A 24,040-nucleotide genomic window follows, 5' to 3' on the forward strand; every position below is an offset into this window, starting at 1 on the left:
GACGAATCAGAACACGCCCGCGAGCCCCAACGCGGCACCGTCCGGGCCCAGCGCGGCCACGGGCAGGGACTGCGTGTCGGGCCACAGGAGCAGCAACGCGCCGCTCAGCACCGCGAGTCCTCCCGCGCCATAGCGCAGGCCGCTGGTGGTGTTGAGGTCGTGGATGCGGCCGTTGCGCCGGGCGACCTCCTGCTGCGGCAGGTCCGAGGTGATGCCGTCGCGCTGGCTCTTCGCCTCCAGCGTGGCCCATGCGCCAGCACCCAGGGAGAGTGTCCCGAGTGTGAGCGCACCCCACCCCAGCGGCTTCCTCCAGCTCCATGGGCCACCCCCGTCCGGCTCCACCAGCGTGAGAGGGGGCGGCCGTGGCTCGAAGCCCGCCACGAAGTCGCGTCCGAATGGCAGGGTGAAGATGTGCTGGAAGGCCGCATGCGCCGCGCGAGGCCACGCGGGGCGCCTCGGCGGACAGGGACTCCAGGTGGACGACGTCCTGGGTGGTGGGCAGCAGGTACTCGGCTTCGTCCTCCACGCGCCGCAGGAAGACGGGGCCGCGCGGGGGCGGACGCAAGAGGCGCAGGGGCTGTCCGGCGGCATTGTGGAACTCCGCCAGCCGCACACCATTGGCGTCCACATCACCACCACGTGGGTGCGTCCCGCGATTCGCACCCGTCCCGGGAAGGTCGGAGCCAACACGCGAGCCACGGCCTGCCCGACCTGTCCGTAGCCCCCCACGATGACGATGGAGCCCTTGTGCGCGGCCATGTCACGGCACCTCCGCCACATCGCGGTTCGACCGCCCGGGGGCGCTCGCCCATCGCTCACGGAAAGCGCGAACGAGCGCCAGGAGCGCGAGCCCCGCTGGGACCGGCTGGAGCACACCGGTCAGCTCGAAGAGAACGTCGTTCGGCAGCTCGTAGGTGGGTGGTGGGAAGAGCTGAGACAACAGGGCCGTGGGCGCGCCACCGAAGTAGAGGACATCCTTCAGGACGTGGTTGTAGAGCCCCTCGAACGCACCAATCATCCCGACCGGCACCGCGAGCGTCGTCAGCGTGAGCACGGCGAAGGCCAGCTCGCCGCGCCATCCCCCTCGACTCGGGCGCAGCACCCTCAGCGAGGCGAGGAGGATTCCGGTGGTGACGGCGGCGACCCCCACCATGTGCAGTCGCCATGGCGTTCCGTAGAGGAGGCCACCGTAGACGTGGTGAGCGCTCGTCAGCAGCAACACCGCGAGCGAGGCCTTCACCGAGCGGCCCATGCACCCCTGGAACATCGACTGCGACCCCGTCATGACGCACTCCTCTCGCGACTCGAGCCCGCTTCCGTGGGCCCACATGAACCACGCGGAGAGATGTGCCGTGTGCGCTGGTAGAGTGCGAGTGAGCCTCGAACACATCATCCATGCGGCCCACGCATCAATCCGTCCCCGTATGTCACTGCCCTCGCTCTCCAACATCGACGCCTTCGTCCGTGCCGTGGAGGACGGAAACTTCACGCAAGCGGCGCGCAGGCTGCACATCACCGCCTCCGCCGTCAGCCGCCGCATCGCCCGCTTGGAGGAAGAGCTGGGGGTGCGCCTCTTCCAGCGGACGACGCGAGCGCTCAGGCTCACGGATGACGGGCGTGACTTCTACGCGCGCTGCCAGCACATCCTGGCGGAGTTGGGTGAAGCCAAGGAGTCGCTCGCCCGCTCCCGCAACCGCCCCACGGGGCGCTTGCGCGTGGAGGTGCCGCAGGTCATCGGGCAGCTCGTGCTCACCCCAGCCCTGCCCCGCTTCCTTCAGGCCTATCCAGGCGTCGAGATTCATCTGACGATGCGGGACGAGGTGGTGGACCCCATCTCCGAGGGCGCCGACGTGCTCATCCGAATGGGACCGCTGACAGATTCGAGGCTGGTGTCGCGCAGCCTGGCGATGACCCGGATGGTGGCCGTGGCAGCGCCGGCCTACCTGAAGCAGCACGGGACACCTGCCATGCCCTCGGACCTGTCGCATCACCAGTGCCTGGGCTTCCTGCGCCAGGGCATCGTTGGTGAGTGGCGCTTCAAGGGCCCAGAGGGCATCACACGCGTCGCGCCGCGCGGTGCATTCCATGTCAGCCAGGGAGCCACGCTGCGCGATGCCGCGGCGATGGGGCTCGGCATCGCGTGGATGATGGACTTCATGGTGACGCGAGAGCTGGCCACGGGCGCGCTCGTCACGGTGCTCGACACCTACGCCCGCGAGGAGCGCCCCATCTACCTGCTGCACCCGCCCGGCCGGCATTTGCCCTCCCGGGTACGGGTGTTCCTCGACTTCGTGAAGACGCTCTTCGCCAACTCCCGGGCGGAGCAGCAGTAGGTACTGCGGCCGGCGACGGACTCAGGGACCGTCACACAGCCCCCCTCGTCCCACAGGGCGATGTCCGTTCCGCGCACCCGTGCGCAGCCTCCGGGAACCGACGCGCGTTCGACGGTGCCGACCTCAAGAGGTCCGGTGCGCTCGATTGAGTGAGTCCCGATGCCTGACAAGACACCCGAGATCTCAGCAGCAGAAGCCATGTCCTTGGACCAGTTTCTCGCGGCGCCCATCGAGCAGGTGCGGCGGATAGCGCCCACCACGCTCATCTGGGTGGTGGAAGGCACACGCCGCAGTGCCGCCCTGGCCGGCATCGACGTGAGTTCCGAGGACTACGCCCACTGGACCATCTCCCAGATGAACGCCTGCGTGGAGCTGTTCTTCCACCACGGTGTGCGCCACGTCATCACCCCCTTGCTCACACCGAGTCAGTTCGCCGAGGTCACCCCCCGCTATCGCGAGCGCCTGTTCGACTGGGTGGCCCTGCTCGTGAAGGAGTTCTCGCGGCTCAGCACCGCCCAGCACCAGGGCTGGCGCCTGCGGTTGCTGGGCGCGGAGAGTCTGCCGGATGAGCTACGGCCTCTTTCCGAAAAGGTCGCCGCGGCCACCCCTCGGGGCGAGCACACGCTTTGGTGTTCGGTGGTGGCGCAGTCGGGGGCCCCCTGGAACGAGTTGCTCCAGGCCGTCGTTCGCACCGGAGCCCGCACCCGCGAGGATGCCATCCGCGCGCTCTACGGCGAGGACATCCCTCTCGCCCGGTTGATGATTGCTTTTGGCAAGCCCATGGTGTCCCCGGAGCAGGTTCCTCCCCTGCTGCAAGGCCCCATGGACTGTTACTTCACCCAGCGGCCCGGCTACCGGCTCACCGAGCGGGAACCGCGAACCGTGCTCTACGACCATGCCTACCTGCGGCGCACCTGGCGCGCCGACAAGACGGGGCGGGCGGAAGAAGCCATCAGCCACCGCTGCGCGTGGGAGGAAGGACCCATGGTGGGGCTGGGTATCCGCCTGGGCCCATTCTGGTACCCCGCCCCCACCATGGCTCCTCTCTTGGAGGACACATTGAGGTGACCTGCTCCTGGACCGCGCCTGCTTCATCAGATGAACGCGATGTTCACTTCGAGGAGGAAACGTCCATGGCGGACCTGTCTCACATTGAGCGGATTGGTGAAGGGGGACCCGCCGCCCTCCACCTGTGGAACCCACGGAGAAAGGACAACCCAGCACGGCGTGTGCTGCGCGGCGCCTGTGCACATCTGGCCCAAGCCCAGTCATCCGATGGTGCGTGGCGGGTCCATCCCGCGCCACGGTTCCTTGAGAATGCCCTGGCGTGTCTGGTCGCGGATGTCTTCGTGCCCGAATTGCGACCCCACCTGAGCGCGACGCGGCGCTGGGTCCAGGCCGCACCGGTCCAGAACCATCACGAAGTGCCTCGTCGGATAGAGAGCTGGCTCCAAGCATCGGTGGGCGGCGCGGCCCCCACCGCCAGCCTTGACGTGTCCCATCCCCTCTTCTCCGAGCCGGTCTTCCGCGACCGCCGGAACTTCTTCCTCGCGCTCGCGCTCGCGGTGGGCGCACCCGTGCGCGGAGGGCCGTCTCGCGAGGAACTCCAGGCCCAGGTGCTGGAGCGGATCCTCGCCCGTCAGACCGTGCGGCTCAAGCGTTGGTCGGGAGCGGAGCTGGCCGCGCTGTTCCTCTTGCTGGCCGATGAAGCGCCGTCAGCGGACACCGTGGAGGCGCTGAAGGCGCTGCGCGAGGCCCAATCGGCTTCGGGCTCCTTCGGTGGGCAGATGGGGGCGACCCTCGTGGCGCTCGCGGCACTGCGGCGGTGGGACCCCACCTCGGAGTCCTTCGCCCGCGCGTTCGACTTCTTTCTGCGCGAGCGCACGACAGCGGGGGTGTGGTGCTTCAGCCCCGCGGAGGTATGGGACACGGCGCTGCTCTGCCGAGCACTGGAGGGTTGTGAAGACCTGGACCCCGCGATGTTCGAGCGTGCCTGGGCCTTCCTCCTGCGCTCTCAGAATGAGGACGGAGGCTGGCCCTACCGGGAAGGGGTCGAATCGGATACCGACACCACCGCGATGGTGATGCTTGCCCTGCCTCACACGGACGCCGGTACGTCCGCGTCGGGCCTGGGGCGAGCGTACCTGGAGCGGATGCGGACCCCAGCGGGGTTGTGGCTGACGTGGCAGTCCCGGGACGACCCGCCCGCCGAGGACGTGGTCGCACATGCCATCATGGCGTTGCGCAAATGGGGCACGCTTCCTGCGTTCTGGGCCCCCGCGGGGGAGTGGCTCGCACTGCGCGCGCGGCAGGAAGGCGGCTGTCGTGCGCACTGGTACAACATCGACTCCTATGCCGCTCACGAGGTGGGGCTGGCGCTTGGACCTTCCCATGACTCGGCACGGCGGCTCGCACGGGAGTTCGTTGAGCGGCAGAACCCGGATGGGGGTTGGTCCCCCACGCAAGGGGCGGCGAGCTCGGCGGCCTCCACGGGTATGGCGCTAGCGTTGCTGACCTTCTACCTGCCCAGTGAGCACCTGAGCGTGACTCGCGCCATCGACTATCTGGCGGACCTCCAAGAGCCGGGGGGCTCCTGGCCTGGGCCGCTGTGGATGTACGCTCCCAGGCCCTTCGCCATTGATTACCCCATGCAGATCCACGCCCTCGCCGTGCATGGACTGGCCGCTGTGGCGCGGGCCTCCCGGACCCCGCCGCCGCCACTCACTGAAATCTGAGCTTGCCCGACAGAAGCAGGTGAAGCTCACAGCCCCTCCGGCAGCCTGCTCGCGCTCACGACGAAGCTCGGCGAGGCAGTCGGACGGTGACCGTCGTGCCATTCTCCCTGCTTGAACGCACCTGGATGGTGCCTTCATGAGCACGCACGACCTGCTTGGCGATGAAAAGGCCCAGCCCAATGCCTCCCTGGGGCTTGCCCGTCACGCTGGGCCCTCGCGTCAGCCGTTCGAACAGGTACGGGAGCTCACCCGGAGGAATCGGCTCGCCCCAGTACCGCGGTGCTCCATCTGCAGTTCTCTTCCGGGATTGCCCAGGCGAACCTCTTCCACCACCTGCAGGGCGCGCCCCTGGAGGTCGGTGGGCCTTCGATGGATGGCCAGGCCATCGCCGAGGCGCACCTGGGTGAAGTCGAGCAGGTCGTGAATCAACCGCGCCGCTCGCTCCGCCGAGGAGACGACTCTGACGAGGCCCTGTGCCTGGAGGGCGTCCATCCCTTGACGACGCAGGAGTTGGGTGGAGGAGAGCAGGATCGCGTTGAGGGGATTGCGCAGGTCGTGGCTCACGATGCCAATGAGTTCCTTCACCCTCGCCCATGTAGACGCCTCGCTCGAGCGCCACGCGCATCTCGCGCGCGGGTGGCCCGCTCTGGATGTCCTCGGGCTTGAAGAGGATGCTGAAGGGCTGGCCGACAATCTCCTGCGGACTCTCCCTGCGTGACTTGCGCGGCCATCTTGCCCTGTGTCATCCCCCACCCCATCCTCCGGACCTGCGTCGCACCTTCCTCACGTCCAGTCGGTGGCGAGGAACGTAGGACGCCAGTGACAGCGATGACTTCTTCGTGCCAGGGGATGGGCCGAATGTGGCGAGCAGTGCACGGCCAATCGCATCCTTCACCCAACGAACCGCGGGGGAATGTGCACTGGGAGGATTGAACTCTCCAGGTCGGAATGGCGCCAGGCCCCACAACCGCCCCGCTCATTGGCCCTGGGGTGTGGCGAAAGCACCGCCATACTCGGGGAGTTCGAACGCATTGGCCGCATGGGTGACGAGCTTTCGAACACGCGCTCGAGCGGCTTCGAGGTGAGCATCCGGTAGAACTGGTTGCGCAGGAACAGCCCGGGCCGCGTGCGGGGGGCGAAGAAACCGCCCACGCGCTTCGCGCCGTCCTGTGCCGGTGTCGCATAGGGTCTCAGCCGGGCATCGAAGCACGGCTCGCGAGGCGGTAGGGCTCGGCCAACGTGCGCCAGCGGTGCCATGGCCGCACACAGTCACGTGGCGGTTCATCCTGGCCGAGCAGCTCGACCGTGCGGCCTCAAGCCGCGGGGCGGGGCTTCGCGAGGAACTCAGTGAGCAATGGGGCCACGGCGGCGGGACGTTCATAGTGGGGCAGGTGCCCGGCGTCGTCGATGATGTGGAACTCCGCGTGAGGCAGGGCCGCGTGGACCTCTTCGGCGATGTGGAGGGGCGTGATTCGGTCGTCGCGGCCCCACAGCAGCAGCGTGGGTATGTGGCGCCTGGCCACACGGTGGAAGACAGGCGCCGCGGTGTGGATGGCCATGTGTCGCAGGGTCGAGAGTAGCGCGTGGCCAAATCCCGCGATGCGCGTGGAGGGCAGGAAGCGAGCCTCCAGCTCCGGAATCAGCTCGGGGCGGCGTGAATAGCCCGGCAGCCGTGCTCGCAGCTGCCGCTCGCCCATCACCGCGAAGAGGGCCTCACCCAACACGGGCACGTGCATGAGCCGGACCCCGAGCGACAGCTTCGTTCCGAAGCCATCCGGTTCGATGAGGCACAGGCTCCGGACGCGCTCGGGATTCCGGTCCACGTACTCCACCGCCAGCAGCCCGCCGAAGGCGAGTCCCACCAGATGCACCGGCGCGTGGAGCCCCAGCGCGGCCAGCAACTCCGTGAGCTGCCGTTCATACAGCTCCGGGCCATACCTCACCTTCGGCCGGTCCGAATACCCTCGGCCGAACAAGTCGTAGCGCAGCACCCGGTGCCCCGCGCGCACGAGCGGCTCGACAAGGGGCTCCCAGATGAACAGCGGCAGTGTGGCACCGGGAATCAACACCACGGTGGAGCCGCCTTCGGGGCCGTCCAGCAGGTAGTGTGTTTGCCCATCGCTCAGGGCGATGAATCGGCCCGGGGCCTCCGCCCGGAGCCGCGCGTCGAGGGGAACTGACGGAGGGGTTCGCATGGCCAGTGAGTAGCGCCGGGCCCCGTGGCTCGGAAGGGACCGCTGGCGACGAAGAGGGGACCTCTTGCGCCACCTCGCTCGCTTGAGCCTGCTCCGTGTTGTGCGTAGCGTCCGGAAGACGAGGGCATCGCCATGGCCACCCCCAGTGTCTCCACGAGATTGCCCCGGCTCATCCTGGACACGGTCGCGGCGAAGGGCGCGAACGCCGACGCCGTGGCTCGCCGTGCCGGAGTGGACCGGACACGGTTGACGGACGCGCACACGCGAATCGCCCTGCACCGTGGCGACCTGCTCTGGGAGAATGCCGCCGCGGCTGTCGGCGACCCGCACTTCGGGCTCCATCTGGCCACGACCTTCGAGCCCGGCCAGTTCGACCTCTTCGACTATCTGTGCCGGACCGCCGCGACCCTGGGGGCGGGGCTCCACCTCGCGAGCCGTCACTTGCGGTTGCTGCATGATGGCGCCGAACTCAATCTCACGTTGTCGGAGAGCCGCGCGACGCTGCGCTACCGCTGCCCGAACCGCCCCGCCGGGCCTGGACGGCAGGAGGCCGAGTTCACGCTCGCGCGGCTCCTGACCTTCGCGCGCGAGGCCACTGGCCAGCCGTTGATTCCCTTCCAGGTAGGCTTCACCCAGGCGGCCCCACGTGGGCGGAACGTCCTCGCCGAGGCCTTCGGCACGACGCGACTGGCCTTCCGTCAGGAGTCCTGCACGCTCACGCTGCCCCGGGACATGCTCTCCCTCCCCCTGCGACAGGCGGATGGCGGATTGCACGCCCTGCTCCTTCGCCACGTGGACCTGCTGGCCCGCGAGGCGACGCGCCCCGTGGGCTGGCGTGAGCGGCTCCAGGCCCAGGTGGAAGAGGAAGTGGAGCGAGGAGAACCGTCGCTCGCCAGTGTCTGCGCGCGCCTGGGGATGAGCCCGCGCGGCCTCCAGCGCCGACTCAAGGCCGAGGGGCGGACATTCCGCGAAGTGACCGAGGGAGTCCGCCTGGAGAAGGCCCGCCGCCTGCTTGCCGACGACTCGCTCAACGTCGCGGGTATCGCGGAGCGCGTGGGCTATTCAGATGCACGAGCCCTGCGACGCGCCTTCCAGCGCTGGACGGGCATGAGCCCGGGACGCTACCGCCGGAGTACGTCCGCCGCGTGAGCCGTGGGCGCTCCCGGCTCGCGATTTCGGGCGTGCCGTGGCGCGGAGCGGTTCCCGTTCGTTCCATGCTCGGAACGGGTGCGTTGCACACCATGCGTTCGCGCCCGAGGAGAGGGCAATTGTTGGGGGGAGCGGCCTCGGGCTAGAAGTCTCCGACGAAGAAGGAGGAGTGAATGTCGAGTCGAACCGTCTCCCGGAGGACGTTGCTCCAAGGTGCGTTGGTGGCCGTGGCATTCAATCCCCTGAGCCGAAGCTGGGCCTCCACGCTGGAGGCGGGCTCGGCCCCGCTGCCGCCACTCGATGGCGAGTTGCTGATGGACACGGCGTCGCGGACCGCGGCCTCGGAGGACTTCGGCCACATCCTCCACCGCACGCCGTGGGCGGTGCTCGTTCCGGGCTCGGTGAAGGACATCGTGGCCATGGTCCGCTTCGCGCGGCGCCAGGGCCTGAAAATAGCCGCCGCTCGGGGCCTCGGTGAGAGTCACAGCACCTTCGGCCAATCCCAGGTGGCGGCGGGCATCGTCATCGACATGTCCACGCTGTCGACCATCCACGAGATTGACGAGGACAGCGCCTGGGTGGATGCGGGCGTCCGGTGGCACGAGTTGCTCCAGGCCTCGCTTCCGTGCGGCAAGAGTCCGCCGGTGCTGACCGACTACATCGAGCTGAGCATCGGTGGGACGCTGTCGGCGGGGGGCATCGGCGGACAGGCGTTTCGCTGGGGCCTCCAGGTGGACAACGTCCTGGAAATGGACGTCGTCACGGGACAGGGAGAGCTCGTGCGGTGCTCGCGCTGGCGTGAGCGGCCCCTGTTCGACGCCGTGCGCTCGGGACTGGGCCAGTTCGGCATCATCGTGCGCGCGAAGGTGCGGCTCGTCGAAGTGCCGCCCCGCGCCCGGACGTACACCGCGCTGTACAGCGACCTCCACCGCTTCATGGAGGACCAGCGGCGGCTCATCGAGGACGGTCGCTTCGACTACGTCGAGGGCTCCGCCGTCGGCTCCAACGGGGGCCGGGCGTATCAGCTCGAGGTGGTGAAGTACTTCACCCCGGGCTCGGAGCCGCACGATGCGAGACTGCTCGCGGGCCTGGGCTTCCAGCCGGGAACGCTCCAGGTGAGCGATGGCAGCTACTTCGACTTCGCCAACCGGCTCGCGCCGTTGGTCGAGCTGCTCAAGCAACTCGGCGTCTGGGGTTTCCCCCATCCGTGGCTGGACATGTTCGTCCCCGCCCGGTCCGCCGAGGCCTTCGTCCAGGAGGTCCTCTCGCAGACCACCGAGGCCGACATGGGACAGGGGCCCATCCTGCTCTACCCCTTCCGCGCCTCGGAGCTGACCGCGCCCTTCCTGCGCACGCCCAACGACAGACACGTCTTCCTCTTCTCGCTGCTGCGCACCGCCATTCCACCGACGCCGGAGAACGTCGCCTCCCTCGTGCGGAAGAACCGCGCCATCTTCGACCGGCTCACGGCCATCGGCGGGAAGATCTATCCCGTGGATGCCGTGCCCATGAGTTCCGGCGACTGGCGCCGCCACTTCCACCCCGCCTGGGAGCGGTTCGAGCACGCGAAGGGGCGCTACGACCCGGACCGCATCCTCACGCCGGGACAGGGCATCTTCTGATCGACGCCCCCAGGGGCCTCCTCGTGCTCGGGGCCACGCCCCATTGGCGAGGAGGCCCTCTCCGCATCACCGCGCGCGGCACCAGACTTGAGGATTCAGGCAGCCGCGCCCACCCGGCATGCCAATCTTGCCGCCGTCATAAAAGAACCAATACTTATGAACCCACCCGCCGCCCGGGCAATTGTCTCCGGGCGATTGGGTCCCCCGATAATAGGCAAACCCGCCCCAATACTGGTCGACGGTTGGGTTATCGGCATTCACGAAAAATGGCGACACATTGTAGACGCGCGCCCCATGGTTCCAATAACTGCACATGACCCGGATAGGCTCGTCCGTGAGATCAACAATCGCGTACTCATACTGAGCGGGCGGATAACCCGGGAGCGTGCATTTGTCGGTCTCGAACTGACTCAGCGTGCCGCAGACCACCCACCCCGCCGCATATGCTGGAGCCGCGGCAAGAAGCAAGATTGCCCCAATGAATCCAAAAGACACCCATCGTCGCTGCATCATAGCGGCGCGCTCCTCTCAAGAACCCACAAACACGAATACCACGCTAAACATGCGGGGCAAGTTTGTGTTCACTGACACACCACCCAAGCCAAGAGTGGAGGCTCAGGAGCTGCTCAAGGTGCGCTCAATGCCTGAACGACCAGCACATCCAGCTCGATGACCTCGCCAAGGACGCCCTCGGCGCCAGTCACTGCCACGGACATCCGTTCCGTTCCCGCTGGAGCCGTCAGCTCGCGCGCGGTCCGGACCCACTTGGAGGAAAGCACCGGGCTGGAGAGCAGGTCCGACTGCAGCTCCCGGCCGCTTGCATCCCGCCAGCTGACCCGCATCTCGGCGACCGGGGAGCGCTCCGACGTCCCGCGCACCCAGAACGAAGCGCGGTGCGCCCCCGGGGATGCGGCGAACCCGGGCCAGTTGTCGAGGTGCACGCCCCAGCCATACGGCTCGGTCACCTCCACGCGCAGGACTGCTTCACCTTCTCTCGCGTCGGTGGACGCTCTCGAAGCGGTGACGCCGTACCACGCAATCCAGGCGCCAGGCCCCGTCTCCAGGGAAGCCGACTCGGCATCGAGCAGATTGGACGTCGCCGAATGGTCGATGATGGCGGGCTCGCACGCGGTCAGCGCCGCTGCCAGCCACAGCAGGCTCCAGCCTCCCCGTTTCATCGCGCGCTCTCGCGGTCTCGGCCCTCGCAGGCCAGCGTCCCACGGGCACGCTGGACCGCCTCCGCGTAGTGCCCGCGCTGGAACTGCTGTTCGTGCCGAGCCCAGTGGGAGCAGGCACGCCGCGCGTCCTTGAGCTGGTACGTCAGCAACGAGCCCAGCTCGAAGCTCAGGCGCTCCCGCGTCGCCACCGGCTGCTTGCGCATCGCCTCCTCGAGGTACCTCGCCGCTTGCTCGAACTCGCGCCGACCGCGAAGGACCTCCAGCTCTCGCAAGACGTCCTCCGCGCTCGGAGCACGAACCGGTGTGGAGGGAACGCGCGTGGGAGCAAGCTTCGGGCTGGGCGCCGCCAGCGGTGCGGGCCTTCCCGACTCGGGAGGCGCAGGCTCCGGAAGGGCTGGCTCGGAGGGCACGGCCACCGGCCACGCCAACGTCTGCCCCACCCCCACGGGAACCACCGCGCCACTGAGCCCACGAAAGGCAATGGCACCTTCGTGCAGGGTAACGGTGCCTTCCCCTCCCCGCTCCTCCACCGTGAAGCGCGTGCCCATCACCTCGATGGCGCCGCCCGACACGAGCACGACGGCAGGAGGCACGCCTGGCTGGCGGTGATTCACCGAGAACTCCGCGCGACCGTGGACCAGTCGCACGCCGGAGGGTTCACGACGAACGACGAGCGGCCCCTGGTTCCTGAGGGTGATGCCTCGGGCCACGTCCATCAGGGCGGCCTCGCCCCCTTCAATCATCACACCCGCGGCATCTTCCCGCGCCATGAGGTCCACACTGGCCCGCGCGACCTCGAGTCCCCCGAGAGAGCGTGCGGAGGGGGCCCGCATGAAGAACACCGCGAAGGCCAGCGCCACCGCCGACGCGGCGAGTCCCCAGAACACGGGACGCCTGTGCCATGCGGACTTCGGCGCGCGTGAGTCCCGCAGCCGCGACCACAGTCGGGCCCGGACGGCGGGTGGCATCCCTTGCTCGCGGCGGAGCGGGTCTTCACGCCGGAGCTCTGCACGGAAGTCACGGGGAGCCATCATCCACCTTCCATCCCCAGGCCGTCAGACGGCCCTGGGCGCGGCTGATCAACTTCGACACGTAGCCTTCTGACAGCGAGAGGAGCTGGGCAATCTCGCGCTGGCTCAGGTCGTCCAGAAGCTTCAAGGTCATCACCACCCGCTCCTGCCCCGGCAAGCGGTCCAACGTCGCCGTGGCGCTGCGCAACGCCTCGCGCCGCACGAGGGCCGCCTCCGGCGTGGACTCCGTCTCCGCGGGGTGCACAGGAAACAAGAGCTCGGCGATGCGCTGTCGGAACGTCTTCTCGCGCCGCAGGGCGGAGAACGCCACGTTCTGCGTGACTCGAAAAAGCCAGCCCCTCACATCCTCCTCGCGCAGCCAGGCCTGGTGCTCCCACGCCTTGAGGAAGACGTCATGTGCGACGTCTTCAGCCCAGCCCGACCGACCCGCCGCATACCGCATGGCCCAGACGTAGACGTCCTCGGCGTGCTCCTCGTAGAGCGTGTCGAATGACACAGGCCGGGCAGGCAGGGCGAGCGGGGCCTTTGAGTGCGGAGCACGCGACATCCATCACCTGCGAACCTACGATTGAAGCGGGAGAAACTTTCCTCGGAGGCTACTGCCCCCAAGAAAGCTGGGCGCCGGTTTCGAGCCTCACCCCTCCCCGAGACCACAGTGTCTCGCCCTCGCGCACATGCGTCACGGGCCGCAGCACCCCCAGGGCCACGCGCAACTCCGCCGCCAGACGCTCGGTGAACCGCCACCGGAGCTTCATCCGGGCCCAGCCCGCGGGAGACACCTGGGTACCGGTCCGGCCCGACGCCCAGGCGTCCTCGAGTCGGAAGGCGTGGAGGACGAGGCCCGCGCCCACACCCGGTTCGAGCTGCAGGCGCTCCGCCACGGGGAGCCGATAACTGAAGAAGGCGCCACCTTGCGCCTCGAACACGGTCAGCGCCGCATCGCGGGACACCCCGAGCCCCGCCTCCGCCTCCAGGCCGAAGGCCCCCAGGCCCCGCCTGACGGAGAGCAGGAGGTGTGGATCGACTCCAGGTCCGTGCCAGAGCGTCCCCAGCCCCAGGCCCAGGTCCAACTCGGGGCGCTCTGGGGCGGCAGCCACCTCCACGGGAGGCTGGAGCACGAACTCGGGCAGAGGCGGCTCCGGTTCGGGCGGCTCCGGCTCGGGCTGCACCGCCCGCGTCATCTCGGAGAGCTTCTGTGCGACCTCCAGATGAAGCTCCGCGATGGAACCCCGTCCCACTCGGACGCCCTGTTCCACCCGTTGCAGCGGCCCGACGGCCTCGAGCAACAGCCCTTCGGGAGTGCGGCTCGCACGCAGTCGAAGCTGGGCCGGACTCTGTGGGGAGACGACCGCGAAGCCCTCCTGAATCAGCCGCAGGGCCACCTTGCGCTCCAACTCCACCGCGTCCCACCGCCGATAGTCCTGCTCGGGAAGCGCGCGCAGGTCGAACGACACCGACACCACCGGGGACTGGGTCAGGGCGACGAGGGAGAACGCGCAGAGCAGAGCAAGCATGCGGTGATGGCGAGAGTACCGTCGCCGGTGGCCCACCGGGCAGGAAAGTATTTTCGGCCCCGCGCGTAGCCAGGGACATGACGCTTCCTCGCTCCGTGGGCATCCTGCTTCTTTGCGCTGGCGTGGTCGCCTGTGAGGGCTCCGCCCAGCACACCCATCACCCCGGCGGAAACGACCCGGATCCGCCTCCGCCGGCCACGTCCGATTCCGTCCGTCCGGCGCCAGCGAAGTTCTCCTGTGACGCGAGCGCCGTCCCCTCGGACCTTCCGTTTCCACGGCTGTCCCGGACGCAGGTGATGAACTCGCTTCGCTTCTCCATTGCCCGTGCGCTGCCGAACGAGGCCGACGCCCTCTGGGCGAACCTCGCCCCCCTCCTTGCCCGCTACCCCACGGACCAGCGCACTCCCGCGCCTGGTGACTTGAAGGGTGGCTTCAGCCGGCTGGACCAGTCCATCCAGCAGACCCAGATCGACGTCATGTATGACCTGGGCAGCGCCGTGGCCCAGGAACTCACCAGCACCGACGCGCGCCGCAACGCGCTCCTGGGAAGCTGCGCGAGCGACAGCCAGACCGCCAACGACCGGGCCTGCCTGGAGACCTTCATCCGGGGATGGGGCTCCCGCGTCCTGCGCTACCCGCTGCCGACGGCGGAGGTCACCGCCTTCGCGGACATCGCCGGGGCCACGCCGGTGAACAGGGCGGCGGTGGCGGACGTCATCACCACCGTCCTGAACTCGCCCTGGTTCCTCTACCGCGTCGAGCACGGCACCGCCGCCGGCCAGCCGGTGAGCCCCCTCTCCGCGTTCGAGCTGGCCGCGAAGCTGTCCTACCAGCTCTGGCAGGCGCCTCCGGACGACGCGCTCTGGGCCGCGGCGACCGATGGCTCGCTCCTGACCGAGAGCGGCTTCAGCGCCCAGCTCGACCGGATGATGAAGAGCCCCCAACTGCGAGGCTCCCTGGACGAGTTCGTCAGCGAGTGGCTGCGGCTCGAGGAGCTGCCGTCGCTGGAGGCGCTCCGCAACGACCCGGTCTACCGGTCCTTCGTCGGAGCGCAGATGCCCTTGGACGCCACGCGCACCGCGATGTTCGAGGACGTCCAACTCTCCGCCTGGAACACCGTCGTGTCCGGTGGCACGGTGAGCGACTTCCTTCATGACAAGAGGTCCTACACGGCGGACCCCTTCCTGGCCGGCATCTACGGTGTCCCCGTCTGGAGTGGCTCCGGTCCGGCGCCGGTCATGCCGTCCCAGAACCGCGGCGGACTGCTGACCCGCGCGGCGTTGCTGGCCACGGGGACCCCGTCGACGCGGCCCATCCACAGGGGCTACCTGGTGCGAAACGCCCTGCTCTGCCAGCAAGTCGGGGCCCCTCCGCCCAACGCCAGCACCAGGCCGCCCGCGCCGACGGAGCGCATGACGACGCGACAGGTGGTGAGCCAGCTCACCTCCGGAGGCAGTTGTGGGGGATGTCATAACAACACCATCAATCCACCGGGCTTCGTGCTGGAAGGGTTCGACGCGCTCGGACGGGAGCGCGACGTGGAGCGGCTGTTCAACCCTCAGGGCCACGAGACGGCAACCCCCTCCGTGGACACCTCGGCGGACGTGTTGCTCTACGACTCCGAGCAACGCGTCATCTCCAGCGCCTCGGAGCTGTCGCGGATGATTGACGACAGCCAGCTCTTCGAGTCCTGCGTCGCGCAACACTACTTCCGCTTCGCGCACGCTCGCGTGGAGTCCACTTCCCGCGATGGGTGCCTTCTTTCAGAGATGGAGACGGTCGCGCGCAGCGGCGCACCGATGGCCGACCTGCTGAAGACCGTCGTCCAGCATCCCACGTTCAAGCAGAGGAGCTTCCAATGAGCAACACACCTGTCTTCCGATGGGACCGCCGCATGTTCCTGCGCGGCGCGGGCGGAGCCGTGCTGGCGTTGCCGCTGCTCCCATCGCTCTTGAGCCCGCGCGAAGCGAAGGCCCAGGCCGCCGGGCGCCCGAAGTCCTTCGTGCATTTCCGCACCCCCCACGGCGCCATCTTTGGCGCGAGCATGTGGCCGGGGGACCCGGCGCTGACGCAGTCCCTGTTCTACGCGGACCACGACGTCCGGCGGGGAGACCTGGCCGCGACGGCCCAGGCGAACGGAGATGCGGTCATCAGCCGGGTGCTGACCGCGAAGTCGTCCGTGCTCACGCCCACGCTCATCTCGAAGATGAACATCCTGCGGGGACTCGATTTCCCCCTGTACATGGGTCACAACTTCGGCGCCCCGCTGGGCTACTACGACTTCGACAAGCAGAGGCCCGGCTCACCTCGAGCGACCATCGACCAGGTGATGGCCTACTCACCGGCCTTCTACCCGAGCGTCGCCTCCGTCCGGAAGCGAAGCGTCGCCATCGCCGGCGCAAGCACCTCGACCGGCAGTTGGGGATACAACACCCCCGGGGTTCGCTCCTCCGGAGTCGCCTCCAGCTCCATCGGCGGCACCGAGAGCTCGCTCGCCCTCTTCGACACCTTGCTGGCCGGTAGCAGCAGTCCCGGCACCGCCCGGACTCCCGTGGTGGACAAGGTCCTCGAAAGCTACCGGCGGCTGCGCAACGGCAACGGTCGGCTCTCGGCCGAGGACAGGGGGCGACTGGACCAGCACATCGACGCGGTCGCGGAACTGCAGCGCCGGCTGGAGACCACCGGCACCGGCTGCCAGGTGCCGGCCCGTCCCACCACCGACAACCTGTCGCTGCGAAACTCCAGCTCCTTCGCGGGAGACCCCGCGAAGAACGTCGAGTACTTCCGGCTCATCAACGAAGTGCTCGCCGTGGCGATGAACTGCGGCGTCTGTCGCGTCGCCACCATCAGCATCGACGAGCACAACCAGAACCTGACCTTCACCCCTCGCGCGCCCCAAGGCGAGGACTGGCACAACAACGTCGTTCATCCCTCGACCGTGCCCGGGGCGAACCAGGACCTGGTGGTCCAGTTCAACCAGGTCTTCTTCTCGCAAGTGTTCCTCGACCTCGTCTCCCGCTTCGAGCGGTTCTCGAACGGCGCGGGCGGGACCCTGCTGGATGACTCGCTGCTCGCGTGGGGGCAGGAGAACGGCAACACACCCCACTTCTCCTTCTCCGTCCCGGTGGTGACGGCCGGGAGCGCGGGGGGCGCCCTCAAGACGGGCAACTACTGCGACTACCGGAACATCACGCGCAAGGTGAGCGGCGACTCGAGCACGGGCAGCGAGGGCAGCTTCCTGTGGTCGGGCCTCCTCTACAACCAGTGGCTCGGCACGGCGCTCCAGGCGATGGGCATCCCGCAGGCGGAGTGGAACGAAACCGACCACTCCGGCTACGGCTGGAAGGCGTCGTACCAGTCCACCTACGAGTACCTCTTCACGAACAAGGGCTTCAGCTCGGCGCAGGCCTATCCAGCGGTGATGTGGCAGAAGGCTGGAGAGCTGCTGCCGTTCCTCGCGCCCTGACAGACGTGAGTCCCGGCATCCAGACTGTCATTTCGAACCCGGCTCCAGCTTCCGCAATTCTCGCTCCGCGTGCTTGCGTTGAGCCGCGGTGCCCTTGCGCTGCAGGAAGGACCGATAGGCCTTGATGGCCTCAGGTCCCTTCCCCATGTCCCGAAACAAATCGCCCCGATTCAGGTGGAGCACGTTGCGCTCGTGGCCCGTCTCGGTGAGCAGCGCCAGGCATTCGTCGAGGACGGCCTCGGCCTGTGACCACTCCTTCTGGGACCACAGCGCGAAGCCGAGGTTGTTGAGGATCTCCGCCCGGAGGTCGATGGTCGCATTCAACTGCTGGTTCATCTGCTTCCTCAGGCTGGCGTCCTCCACGGTGATCGCGGCCAGGGTGCCCTCAATGGTGAGCCGGCCGCTCTCGAGCCATGTCCGGTACAGTGTGGTCCACGCTGCGAGCGCCGCCTTCTGCTGCCCCGCTCTCCACTGAGTGAGTGCCTCCTCGTTAGCGGCGAGCAGGCCCTGGTGGGTGCGACGGAAATCCTCCAACTCATTCAGGTTCTCGTCCTCCCACTTCTTCGTCAGCCTTCCGTCCTCTGCCATCTCCTCGAACTCCGGGAGGGAGTATTCGCGCCCCATGTACGCCGAGCACTTGACGCCAGCCTCGCCCGTCTGCGCGAACGTGCAATCACAGGTCGGAAGCGCGGTGCCTCCGCCCGTCCAGCTCATGGAGTACACCGTCTGGGGGAGTTCGAACTCCGTTTCTCCGAAGGAGATGGTCTCATCGAGACACCCGCAGAGCTCCCGGGTCATCGCCTCGCTGGCGGTGGCGTTCACCTCGGAGGTGAGGCTGTCGACGACCCACAGGCCGCACTCCTTCTGGGACGCGGCGAGCAGCCAGCGGGAGTTGGGAAGGTAGGACCAATTGAGCTTGTGAGCCCCTCCGTCCCGGGGACCCAGCACCTTCTCCAGGGCGACCGCTGCCGCTGGGAAGGTCTCCACGGGGGAGCGGGCCTCATCCGGGAAGAGGGAGACGACCCAGGCCTCCTTCACGCGCCGTAGCCGGAGCAGACACCGCTGAGCACCATTGCCAAAACGGACCGCGGCGGAGGTCGCGCTCTCGGGCTCGGGGGTAAGCCGAGAGACCTTGCCCATCTCCGGACAGCCATTGAGGGGCTGACTCGTTCGTACCACGGCCGGGGCAACGGGCTGCCCCGTGCGTGGGTCCACCACGAAGAAGGCGTCATGGAACGGAGGAGTATCCGAGGACTCGCGGGTCCGTGGGCTGGGGACGACGAAGTAGCCCACGCGAAGTCCGGCCTCCGGGAGTTCGACCCAGAGTTCCTCCAAGAGGAAGCGTCCGCCGCGCCAGTCCTGGAAGGCGGGGGTCTTCTTGAGGTTCGCCGACGAAATCTCCGGGGAGGTCGCGGGCGCGATGGCGACAAGGAGTGGCAGGAGGAATGAAAGCATGGGCCGTCTGTGACTGTAGTTCTCGCACTGCCTTCGCGCGAAGTCCGGAACGCAGCGGTTCGTGTCGCTGAGGTTGAGCCACGGCGTCTCGGGCGACCAGGTGGTCACCGCGATGGAGAAGCTCAAGCAAGAGGGCAAGTACGGCTACAGCGACCTGCGCGCCGTCCTGGACGACAAGGGCGAGGGATTATTCAAGACGCAGAAGGAAGTGGGCGCAGGAGCCGGAGGACGACCAGAACCGTCCCGTCAACGACCCCAGGCCCGGGTTCATCGACGCGCTTCGACTGGCGCTGCAGCCCTGACCCGGCGCGGGCCCGTGCCGTCACGCGGTCCGCGGGGCGGCGTTGAACACCGCTCGTTGCGCGGCGAACGCACGCTTGTAGGCGGGCCGCGCTTCGGCGCGGGCGATATAGGCGGCGAGGCTCGGATACGCCTCGAGAATGCCCGACGTCTGCAGTCTGCGCAGGACCGTCACCATGAGGATGTCGGCCGCGCTGAAGGCGCCGCCTAGCCAGTCCGCGTCGCCGAGAAACGCGGAGAGGTCGTCCAGCCGTTTCCGGATGAGGGTGTCCAGCGCGCGCAGGCGATGCTCGTACCAGGGCTGGTCGCGCTCGAGAATCATCACCAGACTGCGGTCGAAGATGGGCGGCTCGACCGTATTGAGCGCCGCGAACATCCACGCAATCACGCCCGCCCGGCCATTCGCGTCTTCCGGCAGCAGGCCGGCATGGCGCTCCGCGATGTGGAAGACAATCGCGCCGGACTCGAACAAGGCGAGATCGCCCTCCTCATAGGTCGGAATCTGACCGAACGGATGCAGCGACTTGTGCGCGGGCTCCTTCATCGCCTCGAACGACAGCAGACGGACGTCGTAGGGCTGGCCCACCTCTTCCAGCGCCCAGCGCACCCGCATGTCCCGCGCCAATCCGTTGCCGCGATCAGGTGAGCGTTCAAAGGCGGTGATGGTGATGGTCATGTCCTGCTCCTTGCCCTCACCAATATCACTCCCGTCAGAGTGACTGGATGAACTTGAGCAGGGCCGCCCTCTGGGAGCCGCCCAGGGTGCGGAAGGCCTCCTTGGAGGACTCAGCCTCTCCACCGTGCCACAGGATGGCCTCGGAGAGGCTGCGAGCACGGCCGTCATGCAGATAGGCCTCCCCGCCGCTGACGCCAGCCGTCAAGCCAATGCCCCAAAGGGGTGGCGTGCGCCACTCCTCTCCCGTGGCCCCCTCCTCGGGGAGGTTGTCCGCCAGCCCCGGTCCCATGTCATGCAACAGCATGTCGGTGTAGGGACGAATCACCTGGCTGCGCAGCTCGGCGTGGGGGTGATACGGACTGGTCGCCAACGTCGCGACGTGGCACCGGGCACAGCCCATGCTGCCGAAGAGGCCTTCCCCCTGAAGCGCCACAGCGTCATTGAGATTGCGGCGCGCGGGGACCCCGAGCAGGGCGACGTAGCGAACCATCTTATCCAGGTCCGCGTCAGCCAACTCGGTGCTTGCTCCGACACAGGTCTGTCCCGAGCCGCAATCCGGAACCGGGAAGACAGACGTGGTGACGCCAAGATCGACATTGAGCGCGCTCGCGATCTGATGCCTGAGCCTCGCTTTGCCCGCCTTCCAACCGAAGCGCCCCATGCGCGGCTGACCCGTCTGTGGATCAACCACGGTCTGCATGCGACCCGAGATGCCGTCGGCATTGGCGTCGTTGGGGTCGGCGAGGCTGGCAATCATGGTCTCATCGAGCGCCTCCAAGAGTCCCATCCCGACCAGGGGCGGAGTGATTCGGGCCGAATGGTACGTGGGAACGGGCCCCGTGAAGCTGTAGAGGGGGCGCCGCAACTGATAGCCCGTGCCATCACCGAACGTGCCGCCCGTCACCGCCCAGCCCGAGATGCTCACGTTGCCCTCGGGGCTCCCGTTGGTGCTCTGCGGTTGCAGGACCCACCCCAGTGCAGGATGCGCCGTCACGGTGGTGCCGACCGCTCCCACTCTGACGGTATAGAGGAGAGGAGGCGCGAGGACGACGTGGCCAGGATTCCCTCCACTGGCACCACCGCCGTTCACCGTGAAGCTCACCGGGGACGTCGTGCTCAGCCCCCCCGAGGTGTTGCCGATGGTGAAGTGGTACTGGACGGCCGTGCCCGCCGGGATGTTCTTGAGGAGATGGGTGTTCGCGTTGGAGCTGTCATGCGCCATCCGGAAGCTCTGCTGGGCGCCTCCGTTGAGCTTGTAGTGAAGGTCCGCCCAGGGCGCGTCATTCACATAGAACCGCAAGGTATACACGGACGTCGCCGGGTCGGGAGGAAGCCCGCGGCCATTGTTGGTGTGGCAGGCCACGCAGCTGCGACCGATATAGGAGGGCCCGAGCTTGTTCTGCTGCGCGGTGAGGCTTGGGTTGCCAACCTCCGAGTGGGAGCCATCGCTGAAGTCGGTGTGATGCAGGCGCCGCCCCTCGACGAATGGCTGGGCGTTCCCTGGCGCCGTGTTCGTCGCCATCTGCTTGAACAGGTGCGCCGGCTCGTTCGAGTAGCTGTAGCCAAGCGTCGTGCGCCCCCCCAGCCAGGCTGTCTCCGGCAGGGGAAACGAGTCCAGGTTCGAGCCCCTTCCTTCCCAGGGCACCATGCCGCCCTGGCCCACGATGTAGAGGAACGCCGTCCCGTAATAGTTGGCGCGTCCCACGACGGGAGGGAGCAGGAACGGGCTGATTTCAATCTCCATGCGGTCGCCCACCTGGATTCGCCGGTTCTCCTTCGCATTGTAATTGATGGTGGCCGTGTAGCGCAGTGGATCCACCTGCGTCATGTCCACGTTGAACCAATACTGAGAGAGCACCGCCTGCCCCTGGTAGAACGCGCGGAAGTCCGGCGTGTCCAAGGGCCAGAGCGTGGTGATGTTGACGGTGATGTCGCCGCCCCCCTTGGCGACCCTGTCGATGATCTCAATGCCGTGGGTGCGGTATTCGAAGTACAGCGGCAGGTAGTGCTCGTAGCTTTGGAACTGAGATTCACGGGCGTGGCGATCACGCGACCGGTCCGCGAGGCGGGTGATGAGCGCCGTCGGCGTATCCACCACGACCGCGGGCTCCAGCGGGGTGCTGGAGTCGAAGAGCGGGACCACCGAGAGCATGGACGCCGGCATCGAGGAAGGCGCGGGCTGCGCTTCATCGCGCTCGGCCTGGGGCGCGTTCCCGCAGGCGCCGATGAACACCCCCATGATGGCCAGACTCCAAGCCGCCGCTCGTGTGCTGGAAGGTTCTCTCATGCCCTGAAGTCTATCGCATCAAAAGCCGGAATAGACTGATTTCGAACTTAACTCGCCATGCGTATGGCGTCTGTGTGGAATGAGATAATCGAGCGGCTTGCTCGGGCACGCCCTGGCGTCATCCGTCTGGATGACGCACATCGCCCATACACCAGCGCTACAGGAACTCGTCCCCTCCCCCAGCCTCCGGCTCCTGCGCGGAGAGCAGAACATTCCCGGGCCGCTGCTCCAGGCGGAGGCCCAGGCCCAGGGCCGTCAACTCCTCGAGCGCGGCGAGGGCCTCCATGACGGGCTGGACATCCGCGACCCGGGCAGGCACGGCGATGCGCTCCAGACGCGAGCCCACCCGCTCCAGCAGCACGTGCGGAGGGAGTGCTTCGATGTATCGGCCATACAGATAGGCGGGCGCGCTCAGCTGGGCGACCTCGGAGGGTGAGAGGGTCGCGACACTCGTATCGAAGCGCGCCCTCACCTCCTCCACCGAAGTGTCCTGACGCCACAGTCCGAGCAGGGAGCGCAGGAAGTCCATCAACGGTTGCGCCCGGGACGAGCCCAACTTCGCCGAGGCGACCTCCAGCGCCCGCTCGGCGCGTGCGGTGTCCGGCTCGACGAAGAACAGCGGCAGCACTTCTTCGATGCCTGGGGTGTAGAGGGGTTCGGCGAGTTGCTCCGGCGCACCCGCGAACGCGCGCAGCGTCTCGGGTTCGAGCGGCTCACCCGCGAGCCACCGGCACCACAGCGCCTCCAGCGAGCCCGCGGCGAGCGAAGCGCGGCGCAGCAGATGGGGTCGGGCCTGCTCCACGCCTCCGAACAACACGACGGTCACCAGGTCCGCGGTGCAAGGCCCCTCGGGGAACTCGAGCGCATCCACCCCCGTCCAGCGCGCGTACCGTTTGCGCTTCAGGTCGCGCTGGACCTCGCTCGCCACCTCGCTCCACGCGGACCAGGGCACACCCAGCGCCGCGTAATCCTTCCGGAGTCCCTCATCCGCGGGGGCAGAGACCTCATTGGGGCGCTTCTTGAAGTCGGTCCGCACGCGATTGAGTTCCTTCGCGAGCGCGGGCAGCTCTTCCGCCGGACAGCCGCCAGTCAGGAGCCGGAGGCGGGAGATGGGGACGCCGGGCAACTTGAGCAGCCAGGATTTGAACGCCGACCAGGCGGGTGCGGAGAGGTCTCGGGATTCCACGGTCTGTCCTCGTTCAGGCGCCAGGCCCGCGCCCCCGCGATGAGTCGCGGGGTCATGTGGCCTGCCTGGTCCATCATGAAAGTTTGCTCCGCTGATGGCTACGCCCTCGGCCTGTCCCCCCGGGGCGTCCAGGCCTTGTCGGCACATGTGGTCGGTCGAGCGCCGGCGTGGGCCCGGAGGGCGTGGTGTGCCCCCATTTTCTGTCAGCCCCTCTCAGCCGAACGATATGCTGAACTCATGGAGACGCGGACTAACTGGCTCTTGATTCTTCTACCCTTCGCGGGATTGGTCTCGCTCTGGCTCGTCACGAACGCACGCGAAAAGCAAGTCGCCAAGAAAGTATACCAGGCCGTGGACGAAGGCCGGCTGAGTGACGTCAAGTCCATGCTCTCAAAGCATGCCTTTCCAAACCAGCGCACAGTCGTCGTCGCGACCTCCATCGTCAGAGCCGTTCAATCAAGACAACCTGCGATCCTCGACTTTCTTCTCAGCAAAGAGCTGAAACCCATATCACTCACTCAGAAGCTTGATTCATTTCTTCACGAGCAGTCGCTGAGAGGTGGCTGGAGGGGCGTTGTTCTCTGGCAGTCGCGAACCTCACACATGTTCGAGCCTTGGAGAGACCTGAGCAAAAGCGATAAACTCAAGCTGAGAAGCAGGGCCTCTCGCGGCGACACGGTAGAAACGGCAAAGGCCCATCTTCGTGGCGAACGTGGACGATGGACCGTCCCATGAAGAGGGAGAAGCTCGGCCACCCTGCATGAGTGCGTCAAAACGCGCATCACGACGGTGATCGATGCTCACGGCGAGCCGCCTTCCCCCCACTGAAGGAGCGCGAGTCAGCGCCGGGCGGAAGGGAGGCTCACCTCCGTCTTGCCGGGGGATGCGACGCCCTCACTCCTCGCGAACGCGC

Annotated in this window: 23 protein-coding genes; 9 read left to right on the forward strand and 14 right to left on the reverse strand. The window is 67.6% G+C overall.

From position 1 onward, the window contains the following. Positions 1-6: 6 nt before the first annotated feature. Positions 7-381, reverse strand: coding sequence for a hypothetical protein (locus HUA78_RS46900; protein ID WP_254624122.1), 375 nt, complete (start codon positions 379-381; stop codon positions 7-9). A gap of 22 nt (positions 382-403) precedes the next feature. Here HUA78_RS46900 and HUA78_RS46905 point away from each other — a divergent pair, with 22 nt between their 5' ends. Then, positions 404-721, forward strand: a complete 318-nt coding sequence (locus HUA78_RS46905; RefSeq protein ID WP_254624123.1) for a hypothetical protein — start codon at positions 404-406, stop codon at positions 719-721. Positions 722-760: 39 nt separating this feature from the next. Here the strand turns inward: HUA78_RS46905 and HUA78_RS37980 are convergent, their stop codons facing one another. Continuing rightward, a complete protein-coding gene (locus HUA78_RS37980; RefSeq protein WP_174464068.1) occupies positions 761-1,285 on the reverse strand; it encodes a hypothetical protein in 525 nt (174 codons plus the stop codon). 139 nt (positions 1,286-1,424) lie between these two features. Between HUA78_RS37980 and HUA78_RS37985 the strand changes: the two genes are divergently transcribed. From HUA78_RS37985 to HUA78_RS37995, 3 genes are all read left to right on the forward strand, one after another. After that, positions 1,425-2,333, forward strand: a complete 909-nt coding sequence (locus tag HUA78_RS37985) for a LysR family transcriptional regulator (protein WP_174464069.1) — start codon at positions 1,425-1,427, stop codon at positions 2,331-2,333. 198 nt (positions 2,334-2,531) lie between these two features. Then, complete coding sequence (locus HUA78_RS37990; RefSeq protein WP_174478412.1) at positions 2,532-3,401, forward strand: hypothetical protein; 870 nt, start codon at positions 2,532-2,534, stop codon at positions 3,399-3,401. Between the two features lie 281 nt (positions 3,402-3,682). Beyond that, complete coding sequence (locus HUA78_RS37995) at positions 3,683-5,068, forward strand: prenyltransferase/squalene oxidase repeat-containing protein (RefSeq protein ID WP_174464071.1); 1,386 nt, start codon at positions 3,683-3,685, stop codon at positions 5,066-5,068. Positions 5,069-5,123: 55 nt separating this feature from the next. Here the strand turns inward: HUA78_RS37995 and HUA78_RS47850 are convergent, their stop codons facing one another. The 3 genes from HUA78_RS47850 to HUA78_RS38010 all read right to left on the reverse strand — a co-directional run bounded on the left by HUA78_RS47850 (position 5,124) and on the right by HUA78_RS38010 (position 7,263). After that, the gene (locus tag HUA78_RS47850; RefSeq protein ID WP_174464143.1) at positions 5,124-5,327 is read right to left on the reverse strand and encodes a HAMP domain-containing sensor histidine kinase; all 204 of its coding nucleotides are present in this window, start codon (positions 5,325-5,327) and stop codon (positions 5,124-5,126) included. Further along, the gene (locus tag HUA78_RS38005) at positions 5,288-5,653 is read right to left on the reverse strand and encodes a histidine kinase dimerization/phospho-acceptor domain-containing protein (RefSeq protein WP_174464072.1); all 366 of its coding nucleotides are present in this window, start codon (positions 5,651-5,653) and stop codon (positions 5,288-5,290) included. Before HUA78_RS38005 ends, HUA78_RS47850 begins: the two co-directional genes overlap by 40 nt. Positions 5,654-6,381: 728 nt before the next feature. Next, positions 6,382-7,263 (reverse strand): alpha/beta fold hydrolase, encoded by an 882-nt coding sequence (locus tag HUA78_RS38010; RefSeq protein ID WP_174459429.1) that lies wholly within the window; start codon positions 7,261-7,263, stop codon positions 6,382-6,384. Positions 7,264-7,395: 132 nt separating this feature from the next. Between HUA78_RS38010 and HUA78_RS38015 the strand changes: the two genes are divergently transcribed. Together HUA78_RS38015 and HUA78_RS38020 are read left to right on the forward strand one after the other, a co-directional pair. Further along, a complete protein-coding gene (locus HUA78_RS38015; RefSeq protein WP_174478413.1) occupies positions 7,396-8,412 on the forward strand; it encodes an AraC family transcriptional regulator in 1,017 nt (338 codons plus the stop codon). A gap of 173 nt (positions 8,413-8,585) precedes the next feature. Beyond that, positions 8,586-10,034 (forward strand): FAD-binding protein, encoded by a 1,449-nt coding sequence (locus HUA78_RS38020; RefSeq protein ID WP_174478414.1) that lies wholly within the window; start codon positions 8,586-8,588, stop codon positions 10,032-10,034. A gap of 66 nt (positions 10,035-10,100) precedes the next feature. On the opposite strand, the gene HUA78_RS38025 is transcribed toward HUA78_RS38020, so the two are convergent. The 5 genes from HUA78_RS38025 to HUA78_RS38045 all read right to left on the reverse strand — a co-directional run bounded on the left by HUA78_RS38025 (position 10,101) and on the right by HUA78_RS38045 (position 13,757). Further along, a complete protein-coding gene (locus tag HUA78_RS38025) occupies positions 10,101-10,547 on the reverse strand; it encodes a hypothetical protein (RefSeq protein ID WP_174464076.1) in 447 nt (148 codons plus the stop codon). A gap of 113 nt (positions 10,548-10,660) precedes the next feature. Beyond that, positions 10,661-11,212 (reverse strand): hypothetical protein, encoded by a 552-nt coding sequence (locus tag HUA78_RS38030; RefSeq protein ID WP_174458689.1) that lies wholly within the window; start codon positions 11,210-11,212, stop codon positions 10,661-10,663. Further along, positions 11,209-12,180, reverse strand: a complete 972-nt coding sequence (locus tag HUA78_RS38035) for a FecR domain-containing protein (protein WP_254614834.1) — start codon at positions 12,178-12,180, stop codon at positions 11,209-11,211. The genes HUA78_RS38030 and HUA78_RS38035 overlap by 4 nt, the downstream gene beginning before the upstream one ends. A 49-nt stretch (positions 12,181-12,229) precedes the next feature. Beyond that, positions 12,230-12,739 carry an RNA polymerase sigma factor gene (locus HUA78_RS38040; RefSeq protein WP_371745758.1) on the reverse strand — a complete coding sequence of 170 codons (510 nt, stop codon included), beginning with the start codon at positions 12,737-12,739 and terminating at the stop codon, positions 12,230-12,232. Positions 12,740-12,839: 100 nt separating this feature from the next. After that, complete coding sequence (locus tag HUA78_RS38045) at positions 12,840-13,757, reverse strand: hypothetical protein (RefSeq protein WP_174464077.1); 918 nt, start codon at positions 13,755-13,757, stop codon at positions 12,840-12,842. Between the two features lie 77 nt (positions 13,758-13,834). Between HUA78_RS38045 and HUA78_RS38050 the strand changes: the two genes are divergently transcribed. Next, positions 13,835-15,619 (forward strand): DUF1588 domain-containing protein, encoded by a 1,785-nt coding sequence (locus HUA78_RS38050; protein WP_174464078.1) that lies wholly within the window; start codon positions 13,835-13,837, stop codon positions 15,617-15,619. Then, entirely contained in the window at positions 15,616-17,223 is a 1,608-nt protein-coding gene (locus tag HUA78_RS38055; RefSeq protein ID WP_174464079.1) for a DUF1552 domain-containing protein, read from the forward strand. The genes HUA78_RS38050 and HUA78_RS38055 overlap by 4 nt, the downstream gene beginning before the upstream one ends. 27 nt (positions 17,224-17,250) lie before the next feature. Here HUA78_RS38055 and HUA78_RS38060 read toward each other — a convergent pair whose 3' ends face one another. The 4 genes from HUA78_RS38060 to HUA78_RS38075 all read right to left on the reverse strand — a co-directional run bounded on the left by HUA78_RS38060 (position 17,251) and on the right by HUA78_RS38075 (position 23,127). Further along, on the reverse strand, positions 17,251-18,678 hold the full coding sequence (locus HUA78_RS38060) for a tetratricopeptide repeat protein (protein WP_174478415.1): 1,428 nt from the start codon (positions 18,676-18,678) through the stop codon (positions 17,251-17,253). Between the two features lie 322 nt (positions 18,679-19,000). Continuing rightward, the gene (locus HUA78_RS38065) at positions 19,001-19,654 is read right to left on the reverse strand and encodes a glutathione S-transferase family protein (protein WP_174478416.1); all 654 of its coding nucleotides are present in this window, start codon (positions 19,652-19,654) and stop codon (positions 19,001-19,003) included. Positions 19,655-19,688: 34 nt separating this feature from the next. Next, the gene (locus HUA78_RS38070) at positions 19,689-21,941 is read right to left on the reverse strand and encodes a di-heme oxidoredictase family protein (RefSeq protein ID WP_254624124.1); all 2,253 of its coding nucleotides are present in this window, start codon (positions 21,939-21,941) and stop codon (positions 19,689-19,691) included. Positions 21,942-22,098: 157 nt separating this feature from the next. Then, positions 22,099-23,127: a hypothetical protein gene (locus tag HUA78_RS38075; RefSeq protein WP_174478418.1), complete on the reverse strand. Its 1,029-nt coding sequence runs from the start codon at positions 23,125-23,127 to the stop codon at positions 22,099-22,101. A gap of 237 nt (positions 23,128-23,364) precedes the next feature. Here HUA78_RS38075 and HUA78_RS46910 point away from each other — a divergent pair, with 237 nt between their 5' ends. After that, on the forward strand, positions 23,365-23,862 hold the full coding sequence (locus HUA78_RS46910; RefSeq protein WP_254614836.1) for a hypothetical protein: 498 nt from the start codon (positions 23,365-23,367) through the stop codon (positions 23,860-23,862). The last annotated feature ends 178 nt before the right edge of the window (positions 23,863-24,040 follow it).

This window comes from Myxococcus sp. CA033 (genome assembly GCF_013336625.1).
In the GTDB taxonomy this organism is placed as follows: Bacteria; Myxococcota; Myxococcia; order Myxococcales; family Myxococcaceae; genus Myxococcus; species Myxococcus llanfairpwllgwyngyllgogerychwyrndrobwllllantysiliogogogochensis.